The 16,525-nt window shown below is 70.3% G+C and carries 10 protein-coding genes; 1 reads left to right on the top strand and 9 read right to left on the bottom strand.

What is annotated here, in order from left to right:
• Positions 1 to 4 precede the first annotated feature (4 nt).
• The 4 genes from FZ938_RS13525 to FZ938_RS13510 form a co-directional block, all read right to left on the bottom strand.
• Complete coding sequence (locus FZ938_RS13525; RefSeq protein WP_149198998.1) at positions 5 to 1,792, bottom strand: ABC transporter permease subunit; 1,788 nt, start codon at positions 1,790 to 1,792, stop codon at positions 5 to 7.
• A gap of 1 nt (position 1,793) precedes the next feature.
• The gene (locus tag FZ938_RS13520) at positions 1,794 to 2,921 is read right to left on the bottom strand and encodes an ABC transporter ATP-binding protein (RefSeq protein ID WP_149198997.1); all 1,128 of its coding nucleotides are present in this window, start codon (positions 2,919 to 2,921) and stop codon (positions 1,794 to 1,796) included.
• A 182-nt stretch (positions 2,922 to 3,103) separates the two neighbouring features.
• Positions 3,104 to 4,186 carry an ABC transporter substrate-binding protein gene (locus FZ938_RS13515; protein WP_149198996.1) on the bottom strand — a complete coding sequence of 361 codons (1,083 nt, stop codon included), beginning with the start codon at positions 4,184 to 4,186 and terminating at the stop codon, positions 3,104 to 3,106.
• Positions 4,187 to 4,251: 65 nt separating this feature from the next.
• Complete coding sequence (locus FZ938_RS13510; RefSeq protein ID WP_149198995.1) at positions 4,252 to 5,685, bottom strand: FAD-binding oxidoreductase; 1,434 nt, start codon at positions 5,683 to 5,685, stop codon at positions 4,252 to 4,254.
• Positions 5,686 to 5,960: 275 nt separating this feature from the next.
• Here FZ938_RS13510 and FZ938_RS13505 point away from each other — a divergent pair, with 275 nt between their 5' ends.
• A complete protein-coding gene (locus tag FZ938_RS13505) occupies positions 5,961 to 6,896 on the top strand; it encodes an exonuclease domain-containing protein (protein WP_149198994.1) in 936 nt (311 codons plus the stop codon).
• 31 nt (positions 6,897 to 6,927) lie between these two features.
• On the opposite strand, the gene FZ938_RS13500 is transcribed toward FZ938_RS13505, so the two are convergent.
• The 5 genes from FZ938_RS13500 to FZ938_RS13480 form a co-directional block, all read right to left on the bottom strand.
• Positions 6,928 to 8,631, bottom strand: a complete 1,704-nt coding sequence (locus FZ938_RS13500; RefSeq protein WP_149198993.1) for a methyl-accepting chemotaxis protein — start codon at positions 8,629 to 8,631, stop codon at positions 6,928 to 6,930.
• A 271-nt stretch (positions 8,632 to 8,902) separates the two neighbouring features.
• Positions 8,903 to 11,755: an ATP-binding cassette domain-containing protein gene (locus FZ938_RS13495; RefSeq protein WP_149198992.1), complete on the bottom strand. Its 2,853-nt coding sequence runs from the start codon at positions 11,753 to 11,755 to the stop codon at positions 8,903 to 8,905.
• Between the two features lie 15 nt (positions 11,756 to 11,770).
• On the bottom strand, positions 11,771 to 13,912 hold the full coding sequence (locus FZ938_RS13490; RefSeq protein WP_149198991.1) for an NHLP family bacteriocin export ABC transporter peptidase/permease/ATPase subunit: 2,142 nt from the start codon (positions 13,910 to 13,912) through the stop codon (positions 11,771 to 11,773).
• A 1-nt stretch (position 13,913) separates the two neighbouring features.
• Positions 13,914 to 15,365, bottom strand: a complete 1,452-nt coding sequence (locus FZ938_RS13485; RefSeq protein ID WP_149198990.1) for an NHLP bacteriocin system secretion protein — start codon at positions 15,363 to 15,365, stop codon at positions 13,914 to 13,916.
• A 46-nt stretch (positions 15,366 to 15,411) separates the two neighbouring features.
• Positions 15,412 to 16,509 carry a RodZ family helix-turn-helix domain-containing protein gene (locus tag FZ938_RS13480; protein ID WP_149198989.1) on the bottom strand — a complete coding sequence of 366 codons (1,098 nt, stop codon included), beginning with the start codon at positions 16,507 to 16,509 and terminating at the stop codon, positions 15,412 to 15,414.
• Between the last annotated feature and the right edge of the window lie 16 nt (positions 16,510 to 16,525).

The raw sequence follows: 16,525 nt of genomic DNA, 5'->3' as shown, positions 1-16,525 counted from the left end.
GGTCTCAGCCGGCGAGGCTGCGCCGCCGCAGCCGGTCCGCGACGAAGATCAGGGTGGCGACGAACAGCAGCAGCCCGGTCGACACCGCCGCGATGACGGGGGAGACCTGCAGCGTCACCTCGTCCCAGAACTGCTTGGGCAGCGTGGCGCTCAGCCCGCCCGACGAGAACAGCGAGATGGTCAGCTCGTCGAAGGAGGTGGCGAAGGCGAACAGGAAGGAGGACAGCATGCCGGCCCCCAGGATCGGGAAGGTGACGTGCCGCAGCGCCGCCAGCGGCCGGGCGCCCAGGCTCTGCGCCGCAAGGTCGAGCCGGGTGTCGTAGTTGCGCAGCACCGCCATCATCGTCATCACGACATAGGGCACGGCGACCACCGTGTGGCCGATGACCAGACCCAGGATCGTGCCGACCAGCCCCATCTGGGCGAAGACATAGAACATGCCGACGGCGATGATCATGCGCGGCACGACGATGGGCGACAGGATGAAGGCCAGCATGGCGCCCTTGCCCCGCATCCGCCCGCGCACCATCAGGAAGGCGGCGGGAACGCCGATCGCCATCGACAGCAGACCGGTGCCGAAGGCCACGACGATGGAACGCCACAGCGCCTGCATCCAGATCGGCGAGTCCAGCAGCTGCTGGTACCATTGCAGCGTGAAGCCCGACGGCGGCCAGGCCAGCCCGCCCTTGCCGAAGGACAGCGGGATCATCAGGAAGGCCGGCAGGCTGATCAGCACCAGCAGCAGCCAGACGAAGGCGGTCAGCGCCAGCGGACGCTCGGCACGGCCGCGGAGCGGATGGCGGCGCGGCATCAGGCCGATCAGCGCATCGCTGGCCGATCCCAGCGCCGCCAGCACGCGCCCGCCCAGCCGCCGCATGGCGGTGTCGCGGTTGCGCACCACGGCGCTCTCCCCGGTCAGCGAGGCGAAGCCGAAGACGCGGTCGTACAGCACGAACACCACCAGCACGACGGTCAGCAGCAGGACCGAGATTGCGCCGGCCAGCCCCCAGTTCAGCGTCTGCTGCACCTGATCGATGATCAGCTGGGTGATCATCGTCTCCTTCCGGCCGCCCAACAGGGCGGGCACGATGAAGAAGCCGATGGCCGACACGAAGACCATGATCGCCGACGCGGCGACGCCCGGCAGCGACAGCGGGAAATAGACGGTCCAGAAGGCGGTGCCGGGCTTTGCTCCCAGCGTGCCGGCGGCGCGCGGCAGGGTGCGGTCGATGTTCTCCATCACCGCCAGCATGGTCATCACCGCCAGCGGCAGCATGGCGTGCACCATGCCGACCAGCACCGCGCCGAAGCCGTAGAGCAGGTCGGCCGGGCTGTCGATGATGCCCAGCGACATCAGCGTGCTGTTGACGACGCCGTTGCGGCCGAGGATGACGACCCAGGCGAAGGCGCGCACCAGGAAGCTGGTCCAGAAGGACAGCAGCACCCAGAAGATCAGCCGGCTCTTCGCCGGTCCCTTGGCGATGGAGATCAGGTAGGCGACCGGATAGGCCGCGACCACCGCCACCAGCGTCGTCGCCAGCGAGATCTTCAGCGTGATCCACAGGACGGTGACGTAGAGGCTGGAGGCGAACAGCTGCGCATAGGGCGCCAGCGTGAAGCCCTGCCCGTTGTAGACGCTGAGCGCCAGCAGCTGCCCGACCGGGAAGACCAGGAAGGCGACGAGCAGCAGGACGAGCGGTGCGCCCATCAGCACCGGCTTGCGCCAGGCGGGCGGGGGCGAATGGCGTTTGGCGCCGGGGACGTGGGTCATGGCCAGGGACTGTCCGCTCATCTCACGCCGTCCCGGCCGCGCGGGCCCTGTCGGCGGTCATATCGGCGATCACCACGGCGTCACGACCGCTCCAGGACAGCGTCAGCACATCGTCGATGCGCACCGCGTCGGTCTCGTTGCGGGTGGGGAAGGCGGCGACCAGCGGCGGCAGCTTTCCGTCCAGCGGCTCCATGTAGACCTTGGTCAGGCTGCCGGTGACCATCACCTCCGACACACGGCCCTGCAGGCCGCCGACAGCGTTTCCGGCCCCGCGCGCGACCGTCAGGTTCTGCGGACGCACCATCACCCGCACCTCGCTGCCCGGCGGCAGGTCGTTGCCGTTGGCGAGCGCCCGCCCGGGAACGCCCAGCGTGCCCAGCCCGATCTCCACCTCGTCGCCGCTGCGGCCACGCAGGGCGGCGGGCAGGATGTTGGATTCGCCCAGGAAATCGGCGACGAACAGCGAGCGCGGACGGAAATACAAATCGGCCGGCGTGCCCAGCTGTTCGATCCGCCCGGCATTCATCAGGCAGATGCGGTCGGACATCGTCATCGCCTCTTCCTGGTCGTGGGTGACGTAGACGACCGTCGTTCCCAGCTCGCGGTGCAGGCGCTTGATCTCCAGCTGCATGTGCTCGCGCAGTTTCTTGTCGAGCGCGCCCAGCGGCTCGTCCATCAGGATGATCGACGGCTTGTAGACCATGCAGCGGGCCAGCGCGACGCGCTGCTGCTGGCCGCCCGACAGCTCGCGCGGGTAGCGGCCGGCGATGTGCGGCAGATGCACCATCTCCAGCGCCTCGCCCGCGCGCCGCTTGGCCTCGGCCGCCGCCACCTTCCGCATCTTCAACGGGAAGGCGATGTTCTCCTCGACGGTCATGTGCGGGAACAGCGCGTAGTTCTGGAACACCACGCCGATGTCCCGCTCGTAAGGCGGGGCATAGGTGACGTCCTGCGACCCGATGCGCACGCTTCCCTCGTCGGGCGGCACCAGCCCGGCCAGCAGGCTGAGCAGCGTCGTCTTGCCGGAGCCCGACGGGCCGAGCAGCGTCAGGAATTCGCCGTCGGCGACGACGAGATCCGTCGGGGCGAGCGCCACGAAGTCGCCGTAGCGCTTGGCAAGGCCCTGGACGGAAAGGCTGGAAGAAGACATGCGCGCCTCCTCGCGAAGGGGGTGGGGCCGAAGGGGGGATGGGAGGTGGGGCCGGAGCCTGTCGCCCCCTCCCCAACCCTCCCCCGCTGGGCGGGAGAGGGAGTTGGTCGCAGAGCGGCGGAGTTCCCTCTCCCACCGAAGGTGGGGGAGGGCTAGGGAGGGGGCAAAACCGAGGCTTAGCCTCAGCTCAGCAGCCAGGCGTTGTAGCGCTCCAGACCCTTCTGCTGGTTCTTCAGCCAATAGTCGGCGTTGATCTGCACGCCGCGCTCGATGTTGGCCGGGAAGGTCGGGCAGTCGGCGGCGATCTTGGCGTCGATGTGCTTGAAGGCGTCGGGCTGGGTCACGCCGGCCGGGAAGAACTTCACCAGCTCGGCCTGCCGCTTGGGATCGGAAGAGAACTTGATGAACTGGCGGCAGGCGTCGGCATTCGGCGTGCCGGCCAGGATCGCCCAGCTGTCCAGGCCCCAGATGTTCTGGTCCCAGACGATGCCGACCGGCGCGCCGGCGGCGATGGCGGCCTGCGGACGCGATACCCAGGTCGGGACCATGTCGACTTCACCGGACAGCAGCATCTGTTCGACCTGCGCGCCGCTGGTCCAGAACACCGCGATGTCCTTCTTGATGCTGTCCAGCGCCTTGAAGGCGCGGTCGAGGTCGCAGGGATAGACTTGGCCCGTGGGCACGCCGTCGGCCATCAGCGCCTGCTCGATGGTGTCGAACGGGTGCTTGCGCAGGGCGCGGCGGCCGGGGAAGTTGGCGACGTCGTAGAAGTCCTTCCACGAGGCCGGCGCCTTGCGACCCTTGAAGGCGTCGGTGCGGTAGGCCAGCACCGTGGTGTAGACGTTGGTGCCGACGCCGTATTCCGACATGTACTGCTTGGGGATGGAGGCGACGGCCGGGTCGGCCTCCAGCCCGTGCTTCTCCAGCAGCGGCTTGTCGCCGCCGGTCAGCATCAGGATGGCCGGCTGGCTGATCTTCGCCATGTCCCAGGTGTAGGACTTCGCTTCCACCATCGAGCGGATCTGCGCCGTCGGCTCCGCATTCGCCTGGACACCGACCACCTCGATGCCGGTCGCCGCGGTGAAGGGCTTGTAGAACACCTCGCCATAGGCCTTGGTGTAGATGCCGCCGTCGTCGCGCACGACGATCCGCTTGTTCTGCGCACGCGCCGGGCTCCAGATCGCCGGCATGGCAAGGGCGGATGCGCCGACGGCGCCGGCTTTCAGCAGGGTGCGGCGGGACCAACCGGATTGGCGGATGCTCATGTCGGAACTCCTCTTGGTGGGCCGGAACGGCGAAGGAACGGCGGAAGAATGGACGGAAGGCGGGCTCAGCCCGGCGGCAGCAGGCGGCCGGGATTGAAGAGGTTCTGCGGGTCCAGCGCCTGCTTCACCGCGCGCATCAGCGCCAGTTCGGCGGCGGGCTTGTAGCGCGCCATCTCGCCCAGCTGGACGCGGCCGACGCCGTGCTCGGCGCTGAAGGTGCCGTGCAGCCGGGCGGCCTCGTCGTTCACCGCGTGGCGGATGGCGGCGGCCATAGCTTCGCGATCGGCGACCGCATTCCCCACGGCATTCCAGGCGTCGAAGGTGAAGAAGGGGATGAAGTGGACGTTGCCGTCGCCGAGATGGGCGACGACGATCACCGGCAGGTCGGCCACCAGCGCCTGCACCGCGGCAGTCGCGGCGTCGATGAAGGCGGGCACGGCCGACAGCGGCACCGCGCAGTCGGTGGTCAGCCCGACGCCGGCCTTCTTGTTGGCCTCCGACACGCTGTGGCGCACCTCCCACATGGCGTGGCGCTGGGCGTCGCTGGCGGCGAGCGCCGCGTCGGTCAGCAGCCCGTCGCCGAAGGCGTCCTCCAGGATCAGCTGAAGTTCCATGTCCAGCGCGTCGCCGTCGCTGTTGTCGGACAGTTCGATCAGGACATGCCAGTCGGCCGGCGTCTCGATCGGGCTGCGGCGGCCCGGCACCTGCTCCACCACCAGATCGAGCTGGAGGCGGTTGATCATCTCGAAGGCAGACAGCCGGGCGCCGCAGCGTTCCTGCACGCGGGTCAGCAGGGTCAGCGCGTCGGCCGGATCCGCGATCCCGACCCAGGCGACGGCATGGCGCGTCGGCAGCGGGTGCAGCTTCAGCGTCGCCGCGGTGATGATGCCGAGCGTGCCTTCCGACCCGATGAACAGGTGCTTCAGGTCGTAGCCGGTGTTGTTCTTGCGCAGGCCGTACAGGCCGGACCAGATCGTGCCGTCGGCCAGCACCACCTCCAGCCCCAGCACATTGTCGCGCGTGTTGCCGTAGCGAAGGACCGAGGTGCCGCCGGCGTTGGTCGCGATGGTCCCGCCGATCTGGCAGGAGCCCTCCGCGCCCAGGCTGACCGGATAGAGCCGTCCCGCCGCCGCAGCCGCTTCCTGCACGGTGGCGAGCACGCAGCCGGCCTCGACCTCCATCGTGCTGTTGACCGGGTCGATGCCGCGGACCGCGCGCATGCGCGCCAGATTGAGGATGACCGGCGCCGGTCCCGTCTCCGACGGGGTGGCGCCGCCGCACAGGCTGGTGTTGCCGCCCTGCGGCAGCAGCGGAATCCCGCGCCGGGCGCAGCAGCGCACCACCGCGGCCACCTGCTCGGCGTTCGACGGCCGGACGAGGCAGAGGGCCGGCCCGCGGTAACGCCCGCGCCAGTCCTCCGTCGCGCCCTCGAGATCGGATTTTGATGTCAGAACGGCGTCGGCGCCGATCAGGCCCGACAGCTCAGCGATCACGTCCACACGCGATCTCCTTGATCTGCATGGTGTCTGTTTAAGTAATTGCTATTCGATTACAACAACTGAAATATGATACTCTGTGATTGGCACGCCAACAATCCACTTTTTGCATAGAGACCGAATTTTTGGTCGGGCGGCCGAGTTGGGCGCCATGCGGGCGAGCCATCCGGGATGCCTGTCCTGCGACGGCACGGACTCTCGACCTGCGGTGGCGGGCCCGCCTATAGTCGGCGCGTGTTTGACGTGGCAGGGCCGTCCTGCCCCCGGGGCGAGAGGTCATGAGCCGTTTGATCGATGCAGTGCGTGCCCGTCCGGCGGCGGCGAAGCCCACACCGACGCAATCATCCGCCCGCCGTTTCGTCGTGATCGACTGCGAGACCACCGGGCTGTCGCCGGCCGGCGGCGACCGCATGGTCAGCTTCGCCGCGATCGAACTGGCGGAGGCGACGCCGACCGGCCGCTGCCTCAGCCTCATCTTCAATCCGGGGCGCAAGTCGAACCCGCATGCGCTGAGGGTGCATGGGCTGCCGGATCACCTGCTGCGCCACCAGGATCCCTTCCACAGCGTCGCCCGGGACGTTCGCGACTTCCTCGACGGCGCGGTGCTGGTCGGCCACAATGTCGGCTTCGACATCGACTTTCTGCGGCACGAGTTCCAACTCTGCGGCCTTCCCTGGGCGCCGGGCCAATCGGTCTGCACGATGCAACATGCGCGGGCGCAGGTGGCCGGACGCGCGTCGCTCGACGCGGTGGCGACGCTGTTCGGCATCGATGTCGGCATCCGGGCGCGCTTCCACGGCGCCTTCGTCGACGCCGAGATCACCAGCCGCCTGTTCCAGAAGATGATCCTCGGCAGCGCCGAGATGCTGGCGGTTCCCCATCTGGCGCCGACCAACCAGATCGACCCGCCGTCGGTGGTCCGGCAATCGGCCGCTCCCATCACGCACGGCATCGATGGGCATGCTTTCGCCGTCACCGGTGAACTGACCGGCCTGTCGCGCGAGGCGGTGATGGCCCGCATCCTGGCGCTGGGCGGAATCTGGCATCACAGCGTCCGCAAGGACACCGACTATCTCGTCGTCGGCCACGCCCCCGGCGCCACCAAGCTGGACACCGCCGCCGCCCGGCGCGCCAAATACGGCAAGCCCGACATCATCGACGAGGCGCAGTTCTTCGCCATGGTGGCGGCGTCCCGCGCCGGAAAGCGCGGCTGACGCCGCCACCACCGCGTCAGCGTCGCCGGCCTCAGGCCGCGCGGACCTCGCCGATGAAGGCCTGGATCCGCTCGCGCAGGCGGTCGGAATCGCGGGACAGGCTGTCGGCGGCGCCCAGCACTTCCCCGGCGGCCTGACCGACCTGACCGGCGGAATTGCTGACCTCGGCGATGTTGCCGGTCACCAGCTGGGTTCCCTGGGCCGCCTGCTGGATGTTGCGGCCGATTTCCTGGGTGGCCGCGGTCTGCTGTTCCACCGCGGCGGCGATGGCGCCGGCAATGGAATCGACGTCGTTGATGGTGCGGCCGATGGTCTGGATCGCGGTCACCGTTCCGTCCGTCACCGTCTGGATCTCGGCGATCTGGCTGCCGATCTCCTCGGTCGCCTGCGCGGTCTGGGTGGCCAGCGCCTTCACCTCCTGCGCCACGACGGCGAAGCCCTTGCCGGCCTCCCCCGCCCGCGCCGCCTCGATGGTGGCGTTCAGGGCCAGAAGGTTGGTCTGGCTGGCGATGTTCTGGATCAGGCTGACGACGTCGCCGATCCTCTGGGCCGCCTGCACCAGCCGGGTGACCAGCGCATTGGTCCGTTCGCCCTCCTCCACCGCGTTGCGGGCGATGGCGGCGGCGGCGTTGACCTGCCGGCCGATCTCGCCGATGGAACTGCCGAGCTGTTCCGACGCCGCGGCGACGGTGGCGACGTTGGCGGAGGATTGCGCCGTGGTGGCGGCGACGGACGATGCCTGCTCCGTCGTGCGCGAGGCGATGGCGGTCATGGTCTCGGCGTTGCCGCGCAGATGGCGCGCGGCCGACGCCACCGCCTGCACCACGTCCTGCACGTCGGCGTCGAAGCGGTCGGCCAGCGCCCGCATGCCGGCCTGCCGGTCGCGCTCGGCCTGTAGCTTCTGCGCGTCCCGCTCCTCCTGCAGCGCTTGCATGGCAAGGCCGTTGCTCTTGAACACCTGCAGCGCGCGGGCGAGCAGCCCGACCTCGTCCCCGCGCCCGGCGCCCTGGATGTCGACCGCGAGATTGCCGTCGGCGATGGCGGTCATGTCGGCGACCAGCCGGTGCAGCGGCCGGACGACGAAGGCCACGATGATGGCGCCGAACAGGCCGAAGGCGACCAGCAGGCCGACGCCCGCGACCCCGTACAGACGGGCCATGACGCCGGAGGACAATGCCTGGGCCCGCTCCTGGGCGCGCCTTGTCTCCTCCAGGCTGCGCTCCACCCGCTCCGTCAACGCCATTGTCAACTTCTGCCGGACCGGGCGGCCGACGTCGATCGACACGCGGATGGCGCTGTCGGTGTCATAGGCCCGCGCCAGTTCGACCGCCTTCTCGGACACCCGCTCATACTCGCCGACGATGGACTTGATGCCGGCGATCGCCTCGCGGTCGGCCGGGGCGTCATAGGCGGCGGCAAGCCGGTCGATGGCGGTCAGCGCCGTGCCGATGTTCGACTTGTAGGTCGCGAAGGCGGCGTCGATGCGCTCGCGCGTGCCGCCGACCAGTGCGTTGGATTCCGCATCCATCGCGTCGCCCATGGCCGACTGGATGGCCAGCGCCGCCGACAGCCGGCCGGCCACCACGTCGGTCACCCGGCTGGTGGAGGCGGTCAGGTCGACCAGCGCCGACCGCGCGGTCCAGACCACGCTGCCCATGACGGCAAGCAGCAGGACCGCCGGGATCAGCAGCTTATGAACCAGTTTCCGGTCGGAAAACCAGCGGTGCAGGGCCATGGGATGTCTCTTTCCAAAAGACTCGGGTGGGCCGAAGGACTCGGGTGGGCCGAGCGGGAGCGTTCCGCCCGAGCCAGTCGGCGGGCAGCCATTCCCGGAATTTTTAATTGATATGCGATTGCTTTACGCGCATTATGATAGCGAAAGATCCGTTCCTAAACAAACGGATTTGTCATCGGCCACGCGCATGGCATCGGCGGCTGCGCCCGGCAGCCGCCGTTGGAGAAGACTCGGCGTCGAGGAAGATTGGAGCGCCGGCGGCCCGAACGCGCTACGCGCCCAGCAGTCCGCGGGCCTGCAGGTCGGCGAAACGCCCGGCATGGGCAACGCGGCCGCCGTCCAGAATCAGGATGCGGTCGGCGCCCCGGATGGTTTCCAGCCGGTGGGCGATGACGATCCGCGTGCAGTCGAGCGAAGTCAGGGTGCGGATGGTCGCCGCCTGGGTGGCGTTGTCCAGCGCGCTGGTCGCTTCGTCGAGGATCAGGACGTCGGGCTTGGTCACCAGCGCGCGGGCAAGCAGCAGCCGCTGCACCTGCCCGCCCGACAGCGTGCGCGACGCATCGGCGATGGGCGTGCGCACGCCCAGCGGCATCGCCCGGATCTCGTCGGCGATGGCCGATGCCGCCAGCGCATCCCAGATTTCCGCCTCGGTCGCCTCGCTCAGGCCGCGGACCACGTCGATCAGCGCGCCGGGCGGCAGCTGCGCACCCTGCAGCACGGTGCCGACCCGTCGCCGCAACAGTCCGAGATCGAGCGAGGACAGATCGTTGCCGTCATAGGTGACGCTGCCCACCCGCGGCCGTTCCAGCCCCAGCAGGATCCGGACGAGCGTGGACTTGCCGCAGCCCGACCGGCCGAGGATCGCCACATATTCGCCGGCGGCGATGGAGAGGTTCAGGTTGGCGAACACCGGAGTTTCCGCCTGGGCGTAATTGAAGTACAGGCCGCTGACCGCGATCTGGCCGGACAGCCGGCCGGGGTCGATCCGTCCCAGCGCCGGCTCCGGCGCGCATTGCAGAACCGGATCGGCGAAGGCGCGGGCGGCGTAGATCTGGTAGAAGGCGCCGAACCCGTCGCCCAGCGCCGCCGCCGCGCCGTTGGCGATCATATAGGCGGTCATCATCGCGACGATACTGGCGCTGTCGGTCCCGGCGGAATGGAAGACCAGGAACAGCGCCGCCATCGCCAGCACCGGCAGGGCGGAGTTGACCGCCGCCATCCGCCCTTCGATCTCCTGCACCTCCATGCGCTTCTCGCGCATGCCGATGAAGCGCTCCGACCAATGGGTCAGCGCCCAATGCTCGGCGGCGGCCAGACGCAGCTTGGCGATGCCGGTCAGGAACTGCATCGCCAGGGAATCGGCCTGCCCGCTCAGCGCCTCCCCCACCTTGTAGACCCGCGCCCGCAGCACCGCCGACAGGACCGCCAGCCCCAGCTGCACCGCCAGCGCCAGCACCGCAACCACCGCGCCGGCGCCATGGAAGGACGCCATCGCGAAGATGCTGGCAACCAGCACCGCGCCGGTCCCGATACCGGCGACCGTGAAGCCCTGGGCGGCCAGCGGCAGGGCCATCGCCATCCCCACCCGCGCCGCCATGTCGCCGGCCGAATGCTGGCGCAGCACCGGCATCGGCAGCCGCAGCACCCGGTCCCACAGGCCGGCATGCAGTCCGGCCTCGCGCATGGTCTGCATGCTCTGCCGCGTCACCTCGCCGACGAGCTGGATCACCAGCGTCACCGCGGCGACGCAGCCCAGCAGGATGCCAAGCTCCAGCAGGCCGCCATGGTCGCGCGCCGGCACCAGCGACGAGAAGGCGAATTTCATCCCGAACGGGCTGGCGAGGCCGAGCAGCGCGCCCAGCGCCGCCACCGCAAGCGTCAGCAGCCAGAAGGCCGGCGGGGTGCGGACGAACCGCATCAGCGACCCGACGGTCTGCGGCCGGTCGGGCAGCGGTTCGACCATGGTCCAGGCCGACGGCGACAGTCCGGCGGCGACCGGCGCGGTGATGCGGACCGGCCTGGCGCCCTCGCCGGCCAGCAGCTCGTAGCCGCGCCCTTTCGGCAGCAGCGCCACCGGCCGGCCGTCCAGCGTCGCGCCGACCAGCGGGCCGAGCGGGCGGCGCCACCAGCCCGCCGTCAGCGTCACCGGCCGCATGTGCTGGCCGGAGGCGCGGGCGATCTCCTCCATCGTCGGCTGCACGTCGAGGTCGCGTTCGCGCAGCAGAGTCGGCCGGCGCAGCCGCAGGCGGGGGTTGGTGCGGGCGGCGACCGCGCTCATCGCCGTGAACAGCGGATCGTGATGGCCGCCGTCCGCCGGCGCCGGCGCCTTGCGGGCATGGTCGAGCAGGCGCCCGGCCAGATGGACGAAACGCTCGCCCTCCTCCGCCTCGCGCGCGCTGCGCAGCGACAGCCGGCCGGCCTCGTCGGCTTCGGCCAGACCGCGGGCGCCCATCAGCATTTCGCCGCAGGCCGCGGTCAGCGCATGGATGCCGGTAAGGGCGGCGGGCAGGTCGCGCGGCAGCGGGCGGCGGCCGAAGACGATGCGCATCGGCCCCGCCGCCTTCAGCCACGCGCGCGGCGGCAGCGGCATGATGCCCTGGACGATCTCCTGCTCCAGCAGCAGGGCGCCGGGGGCGGGCACCGCGCACCACAACCCGGCTTCCTGCACCATCGCCAGTTGCCCGTCCGCCAGTTCGACCGCCATGCCGCTGCGGGCCTGCCGGTCGATGCGGTCGGGATGCCAGAGGATGGCGGCGATGCCGGAGATCAGGGTGGACGACCACGCCTCCATCCCGGCCAGCAGGGCGTCCGGCTCGATCTCCTCCAGCGGGTCGGCGACGGCCTCCAGCCGCGACCCGGCCGCCGGAACGGCGATCAACTCCTGCATGAAGGCATCGATGCCGACCAGCAGGCTGCCCGCCGGCAACCGGCCGAGGAACAGGCGGGAGCCGGCGTTGGCGCCCATGGCGGCGACGGCGAAGATGTCGGCCTCGCCCTCCTCCAGGAACCAGATCGATCCGGCAGGCTCCAGCGCCACGGCCGGCTGCTGGAAGGCGATGACGGGAGCGCCGGACACCTCTTGGATGTCGGATTCCGGCAGGGCGGCTTCGGCTGCTGTCGTCATCTGCGGCTCATCCGGTCAGGCCATGCTCAGCATCAGCGAGGAAAAGGCACCAGCGCGGCGCGCCAGCTCGGCCGGCGGACCGGACTCGACGATTTCGCCGCTCTGCATCACCAGCACCCGGTCGCAGTCGCGGATCGCCGTCAGCCGGTGGGCGATCACCAGCATGGTGGATCCCCGGCGGCGCAGGTTGGACAGCAGCTGCGCCTGGGTGTGGTCGTCCAGCGCGGCGGTCGCCTCGTCCATCACCAGGATGCGCGGGTTCTGCACCAGGGCGCGCGCCATCTCGATGCGGGCGCGCTGGCCGCCGGACAGGTTGGCTCCGCCTTCGCTGACCGGGGAGGCATAGCCGTCGCGGCGGTCGATGATGATGTCGTGGATCACCGCGTCGCGGGCGGCGGCGAACAGCCGCTCGTCCGACACCGTCGGATCCCACAGGGCGATGTTGTCGCGCACGCTGCCTTCGAACAGCGTCACGTTCTGATCGACGACCTGCACGCTCTGGCGCAGCACCCGGCGCGGGATCTCGCGCAGCGGCTTGCCGTCGAGCAGCACCTCGCCCGACCAGGGTTCGTAAAGCCCGGCGGTCAGCAGCGCCAGCGTCGATTTGCCGGAGCCGGAGCCGCCGACCACCCCGACCCGCTCGCCCGGCTCGATGGTCAGCGACAGGCCGCGGATCAGCGGCGGCGCCCGGCGGGAATGGCCGAAGGTCACGTCGCGCAGCTCGATCCGCCCGGTCAGCCGGCGCAGCACGGCGGGGGCCTGCTGCGGCTGCGGCTGCCGGAATTCCTCGGCGATGGGATGCTGCATGGTGTCGTCGAGCAGGCGCAGATAGGAGCGCGCCTCCTGGATGCGGGCGCCGAGCTGGACGAGGCGCGACACCGGCGCCAGGAAGGCCGACATCAGCACCATGAATCCCATCATGGCGCCGATGGTCATGCCGCCTTCCGCGACGATGCCGCCGCCGACGGTGACCACGGCGGCCGACGCCACCCCGCCGACGAAGGCCGGCAAGAGCCGCAGCACGGCGCGGCGCAGCATCAGCGACTGGCGGATGTTCAGCACGCGGGCATGGCGGGCGACCAGCCGCTCGAACAGCAGCCGCTCCGCCCCGGCGGCGCGGTAGGTCTCGATCATGCGCAGCCCCTGCTTGGCGTCGGCGCCCTCCTGCGCCGATTCGTTCAGCAGACGCTGCTGGCCCTCCTCCAGCTGGCGCGACAGCAGGGCCAGCGCCAGCGCCAGGCTGGCGGCGGCGGCCACGGCGACCAGCGCCAGCGCCGGCTGGTAGAAGGCCATCGCCGCCAGATAGGTCAGCGCGGTCAGGATGGCGAACAGGCAGCCGCCGATCTCGCCGGCCAGCAGCTCGGCCAGCCGGTCGCTCTGCATGATGCGGTCGGCGACCGCCGCCGGCCCGCGCTGGCCGAAGAACCCCATCGGCAGCCGCAGCACCCGCTCCATGAAGCCGATGCCGCCCAGCAGGGCCAGACGGGTCTCCAGCCGGTGCAGTACGCTTTTCTGCAGCCATGTGAAGGTGAGCGTGACCGCGCCGACCATCATCATCGCGCCGATCAGCGGCGTCATCCAGTCGGCCAGCCCGCCGACCAGCACGCTGTCCATGAAGATCTGGCGGAAGGCGGGGAACAGCATGCCGGGGATCGCCAGCAAGAGGCTGATCGCGGCGGCGAACCACACCGCCCTCCAGGATTTGCGCAGCCGCCGGGCGAGGCCGCGCAGCGCGCTGGGCGCCGAACCGCCCTTGCGGAACTCCGGCCCCGGCGCCATCAGCAGGGCGATGCCGGTGAACTGGCGGCGGAACTCGGCATCGTCGACGCGGCGCCGGCCGCGCGCCGGGTCGTTCAGATACCACCAGCGCCCGCGCCGTCCCTCCAGCACCAGGAAATGGTCCATTCCCCAATGCAGGATCATCGGCCCGGCCTGTCCGCGCAGTCCCTCCGGCTCGGTGCGGACGCCGCGGGCCTGCAGGCCCAGTTCGCGCGCGGCCTGGACCAGATTGGCGGCGCGGCTGCCGTCGCGCGAGATGCCGCAGCGCTCGCGCAGATCCTCCAGCGTCAGCCAGCGGCCGTAATGGGCGGCGACGATGCCCAGCGCCGCGGCGCCGCATTCCGCCGCCTCGATCTGCAGGATCGACGGGGTGCGCATCTCAGGCCCCGGACGCCGCCGGCGCGGCCTTGGGAGTCTTGCCCGCGTCCGGGGCCGGCTCCGTCGCCACGTCGGTCAGGTCCAGCCGGAGCCATTGCTGAAGGATGGGCAGGGCCAGCGCGATCAGCCGGACCTTCTGCACGGTGATCTCCACCGACACCAGCGTGCCGCCGTCCATCGAGAATTTCGGAGGATTGCCGGTGGACCAGCGCAGCGCGCCGCCCGGGTCGCGCTCCAGCCGGATCATGATCTCGAACGGGGTGCGCAGCGTCTTCTGGAACTCGCCGACCAGCGCGTCGTTCTGCAGGGTGCGCAGCATGCCGACGCTGCTGGCGGGAGTGTCGGCCACGCGGTCGACCCGTCCGATCAGGTGCCCGTGTTCCTCCTTGCGGACCGATGCCGGCGACACGTCGGCCTCCATGCCATGGCGCAGCTTCTTGCCGTCCTGCGCCCCGACATAGACCAGGGCCACCAGATCGCCCCCCTGGCCGGCCAGCGCGCCGTCGCGCTCGATGCTGACGATCGGCGCTCCGCTCGACACCACCTGCCCGATGTTCGCCTTCGCCTCCACCACCCGGCCGCCATAGGGCGACAGCACCGCGGCATAGCGCTTCAGCCGGTCGCGGGCGGACTCCACCGCGCGCGAGGCGGTCGCCACCCGCTGCTCGGCCGCCAGCATGTCCTTCTCGCGCTGGGTCTGGCGGCGGGCGGCGTCGAGCGTCATGGTCTGCAGCTCGTTCCGCTGGGCCTCCAGGTCGGAGCGGATGGTGAACAGCTCGATCTTGGCGGAGATGGCGCGGTCGCGGGTGATCAGTCCGCGTTCGGCGAGCTGGCGGACCAGCTCCTCGCGCTCGCTCATCATGCGCTGGCGTTCCTGCAGCGACGCGATGTTGCCGTTGACCGCCTGCTCGCGCGCCTGCCGCCAGACCTCGTCGGCATGCAGGTCGCGCTCCTGGAAGCGTTGCATGTCGTCGCGGGCGGCGATGGCGTCCTGCAATTCGCCCTCGGCCTCCGCCAGCTTCAGCTTCTGCTCGCTCTGGTCGACAAGCGCTACGACGTCGCCGGGGTGGATCACGTCGCCCGGCTTGAAGCGGATGTCGTTGATCCGGCCGCTGGATTCCGACACCACGTCGATGACGCCGCCCGGACTGACCAGGATGCCCTGCCCGGTGATCTTGATCGGCACGTCGGTGAAGGACGCCCAGACCACGACGCCGACCACCAGCAGGGCCAGCGTGACGCAGAAGGCCAGCACCGGCGGCCGCACCACCTCCAGCGCATCGTCCACCTGCGAGACGGAGGTGGCGGCCTCCGCGGCCTCGGCGCGGAAGCTCGCCTTGCCGCCATCCTTGCCGGTATTGCCGCCGGAAGCGGCCGGACCGCCGCCCCCGGCCGGCGAAGTCGCCGCAACCGGCCGTTCCGCCTGCCGTTCCGTCGTCGCGCTGTCGCTCATGCCGCGATGCCGTCCGCCGCCATGACCGCCGCCGATCCGCCCGGCATCACCACTTCTTCATCTTCTTCTTGATGGAGTTGGTGACGCTCTTCGCCGTGTTCGACACGCTGTTGACGGTGCTCTGCGCCGTGCTGGACACGTCGTGAACGGCCGTCTGCGCGGTGTTGCTGACCGTGCTGGCGGTGTTCTGCGCCGTGTTGGACACCGTGTGCGCCGCGTCGGTCACCGCCGGGGCCGCGGTGGTCGCGACCGACTGCGCGGTGTTGGCGACCGTGTGGGCGGCGTCGGTGACGGCCGGAGTGGCCGCGGTCACCGCCTGGGCGCCGGCATGTTCGAGCGGGGCGGTGTTGACGGTCACCTCCTGGCCCACCGTGACGCCGCCGATGCCGATCGCCGCCGTGGCGCCGAGCCCAAGGGTGACGTGGCCGTCGGCATAGCCCGCCGTCACCTCGGTGCCGGCACCGACCGATCCGGAATCGATGACGCCGACCGTGGTGGTGCTGCTGACGTCGTTGTTGCCGGCGGTGACCGATGCCGTCACCTCCACGTAATTGCCGGCATAGGTGCTGACGTCGCCATGGACGCCGCTCGCCCCGATGGAGCCGCTGACCTCGGCGCCGGCACCGACCGCGATGGTCTGGGTGACCGAGCCCTCCACCGTCACGCCATGGCCGACATTGCCGCCGACCGTGGTTTCCGTGGTCACCGAAACGCCGACCGAGCCGGATGCCGAGGCTTCCACCCCGGTGTAGGAAACCGAGACGCTGGCGCTGCCGCTGGCGCCGGCCTCATAGCTGATGGTCTGGGTGACCGGCCCGTTGGTTACCGTCACGCTGCCGTGGCTGCCGGCAAAGCCGTCCGCCGTCGCGGTGACGCCGCCCGAGCCGACGGTGACGCCGGCCGACCCGCTGGCGCCGGCCCCGACCTCGGTGGTCACGGTGGCGCCGCCGATGTCGTGGCTGGAGGAGGTGGAAACGCCGACGCTGCCCGAAGCGCTGGCGACCTCGACCCCGACGCTGACGCTGACCCCGTTCTCATCCTCCTGCGCATGACCGGATTGGGCGTTGGTCGATCCAGTTCCGCCCACCACCACCAGAAGCTCGTCATCGGAAATTTCGACCATCGCCGCCTGCGTCTTGCTCATGCCTGCAATCCCTGGT

It is taken from the genome of Azospirillum oryzae (assembly GCF_008364795.1).
GTDB lineage: Bacteria > Pseudomonadota > Alphaproteobacteria > Azospirillales > Azospirillaceae > Azospirillum > Azospirillum oryzae.
The sequence above is the reverse complement of the archived record's forward strand: the minus strand, read 5'-3'. Positions and strand labels throughout refer to the sequence as shown.

Coding starts and splice junctions, on each gene's coding strand:
- FZ938_RS13525 (WP_149198998.1), bottom strand. CDS start 1,792: ATGAGCGGACAGTCCCTGGCCATGACCCACGTCCCCGGCGCCAAACGC.
- FZ938_RS13520 (WP_149198997.1), bottom strand. CDS start 2,921: ATGTCTTCTTCCAGCCTTTCCGTCCAGGGCCTTGCCAAGCGCTACGGC.
- FZ938_RS13515 (WP_149198996.1), bottom strand. CDS start 4,186: ATGAGCATCCGCCAATCCGGTTGGTCCCGCCGCACCCTGCTGAAAGCC.
- FZ938_RS13505 (WP_149198994.1), top strand. CDS start 5,961: ATGAGCCGTTTGATCGATGCAGTGCGTGCCCGTCCGGCGGCGGCGAAG.
- FZ938_RS13500 (WP_149198993.1), bottom strand. CDS start 8,631: ATGGCCCTGCACCGCTGGTTTTCCGACCGGAAACTGGTTCATAAGCTG.
- FZ938_RS13495 (WP_149198992.1), bottom strand. CDS start 11,755: ATGACGACAGCAGCCGAAGCCGCCCTGCCGGAATCCGACATCCAAGAG.
- FZ938_RS13490 (WP_149198991.1), bottom strand. CDS start 13,912: ATGCGCACCCCGTCGATCCTGCAGATCGAGGCGGCGGAATGCGGCGCC.
- FZ938_RS13485 (WP_149198990.1), bottom strand. CDS start 15,365: ATGAGCGACAGCGCGACGACGGAACGGCAGGCGGAACGGCCGGTTGCG.
- FZ938_RS13480 (WP_149198989.1), bottom strand. CDS start 16,509: ATGAGCAAGACGCAGGCGGCGATGGTCGAAATTTCCGATGACGAGCTT.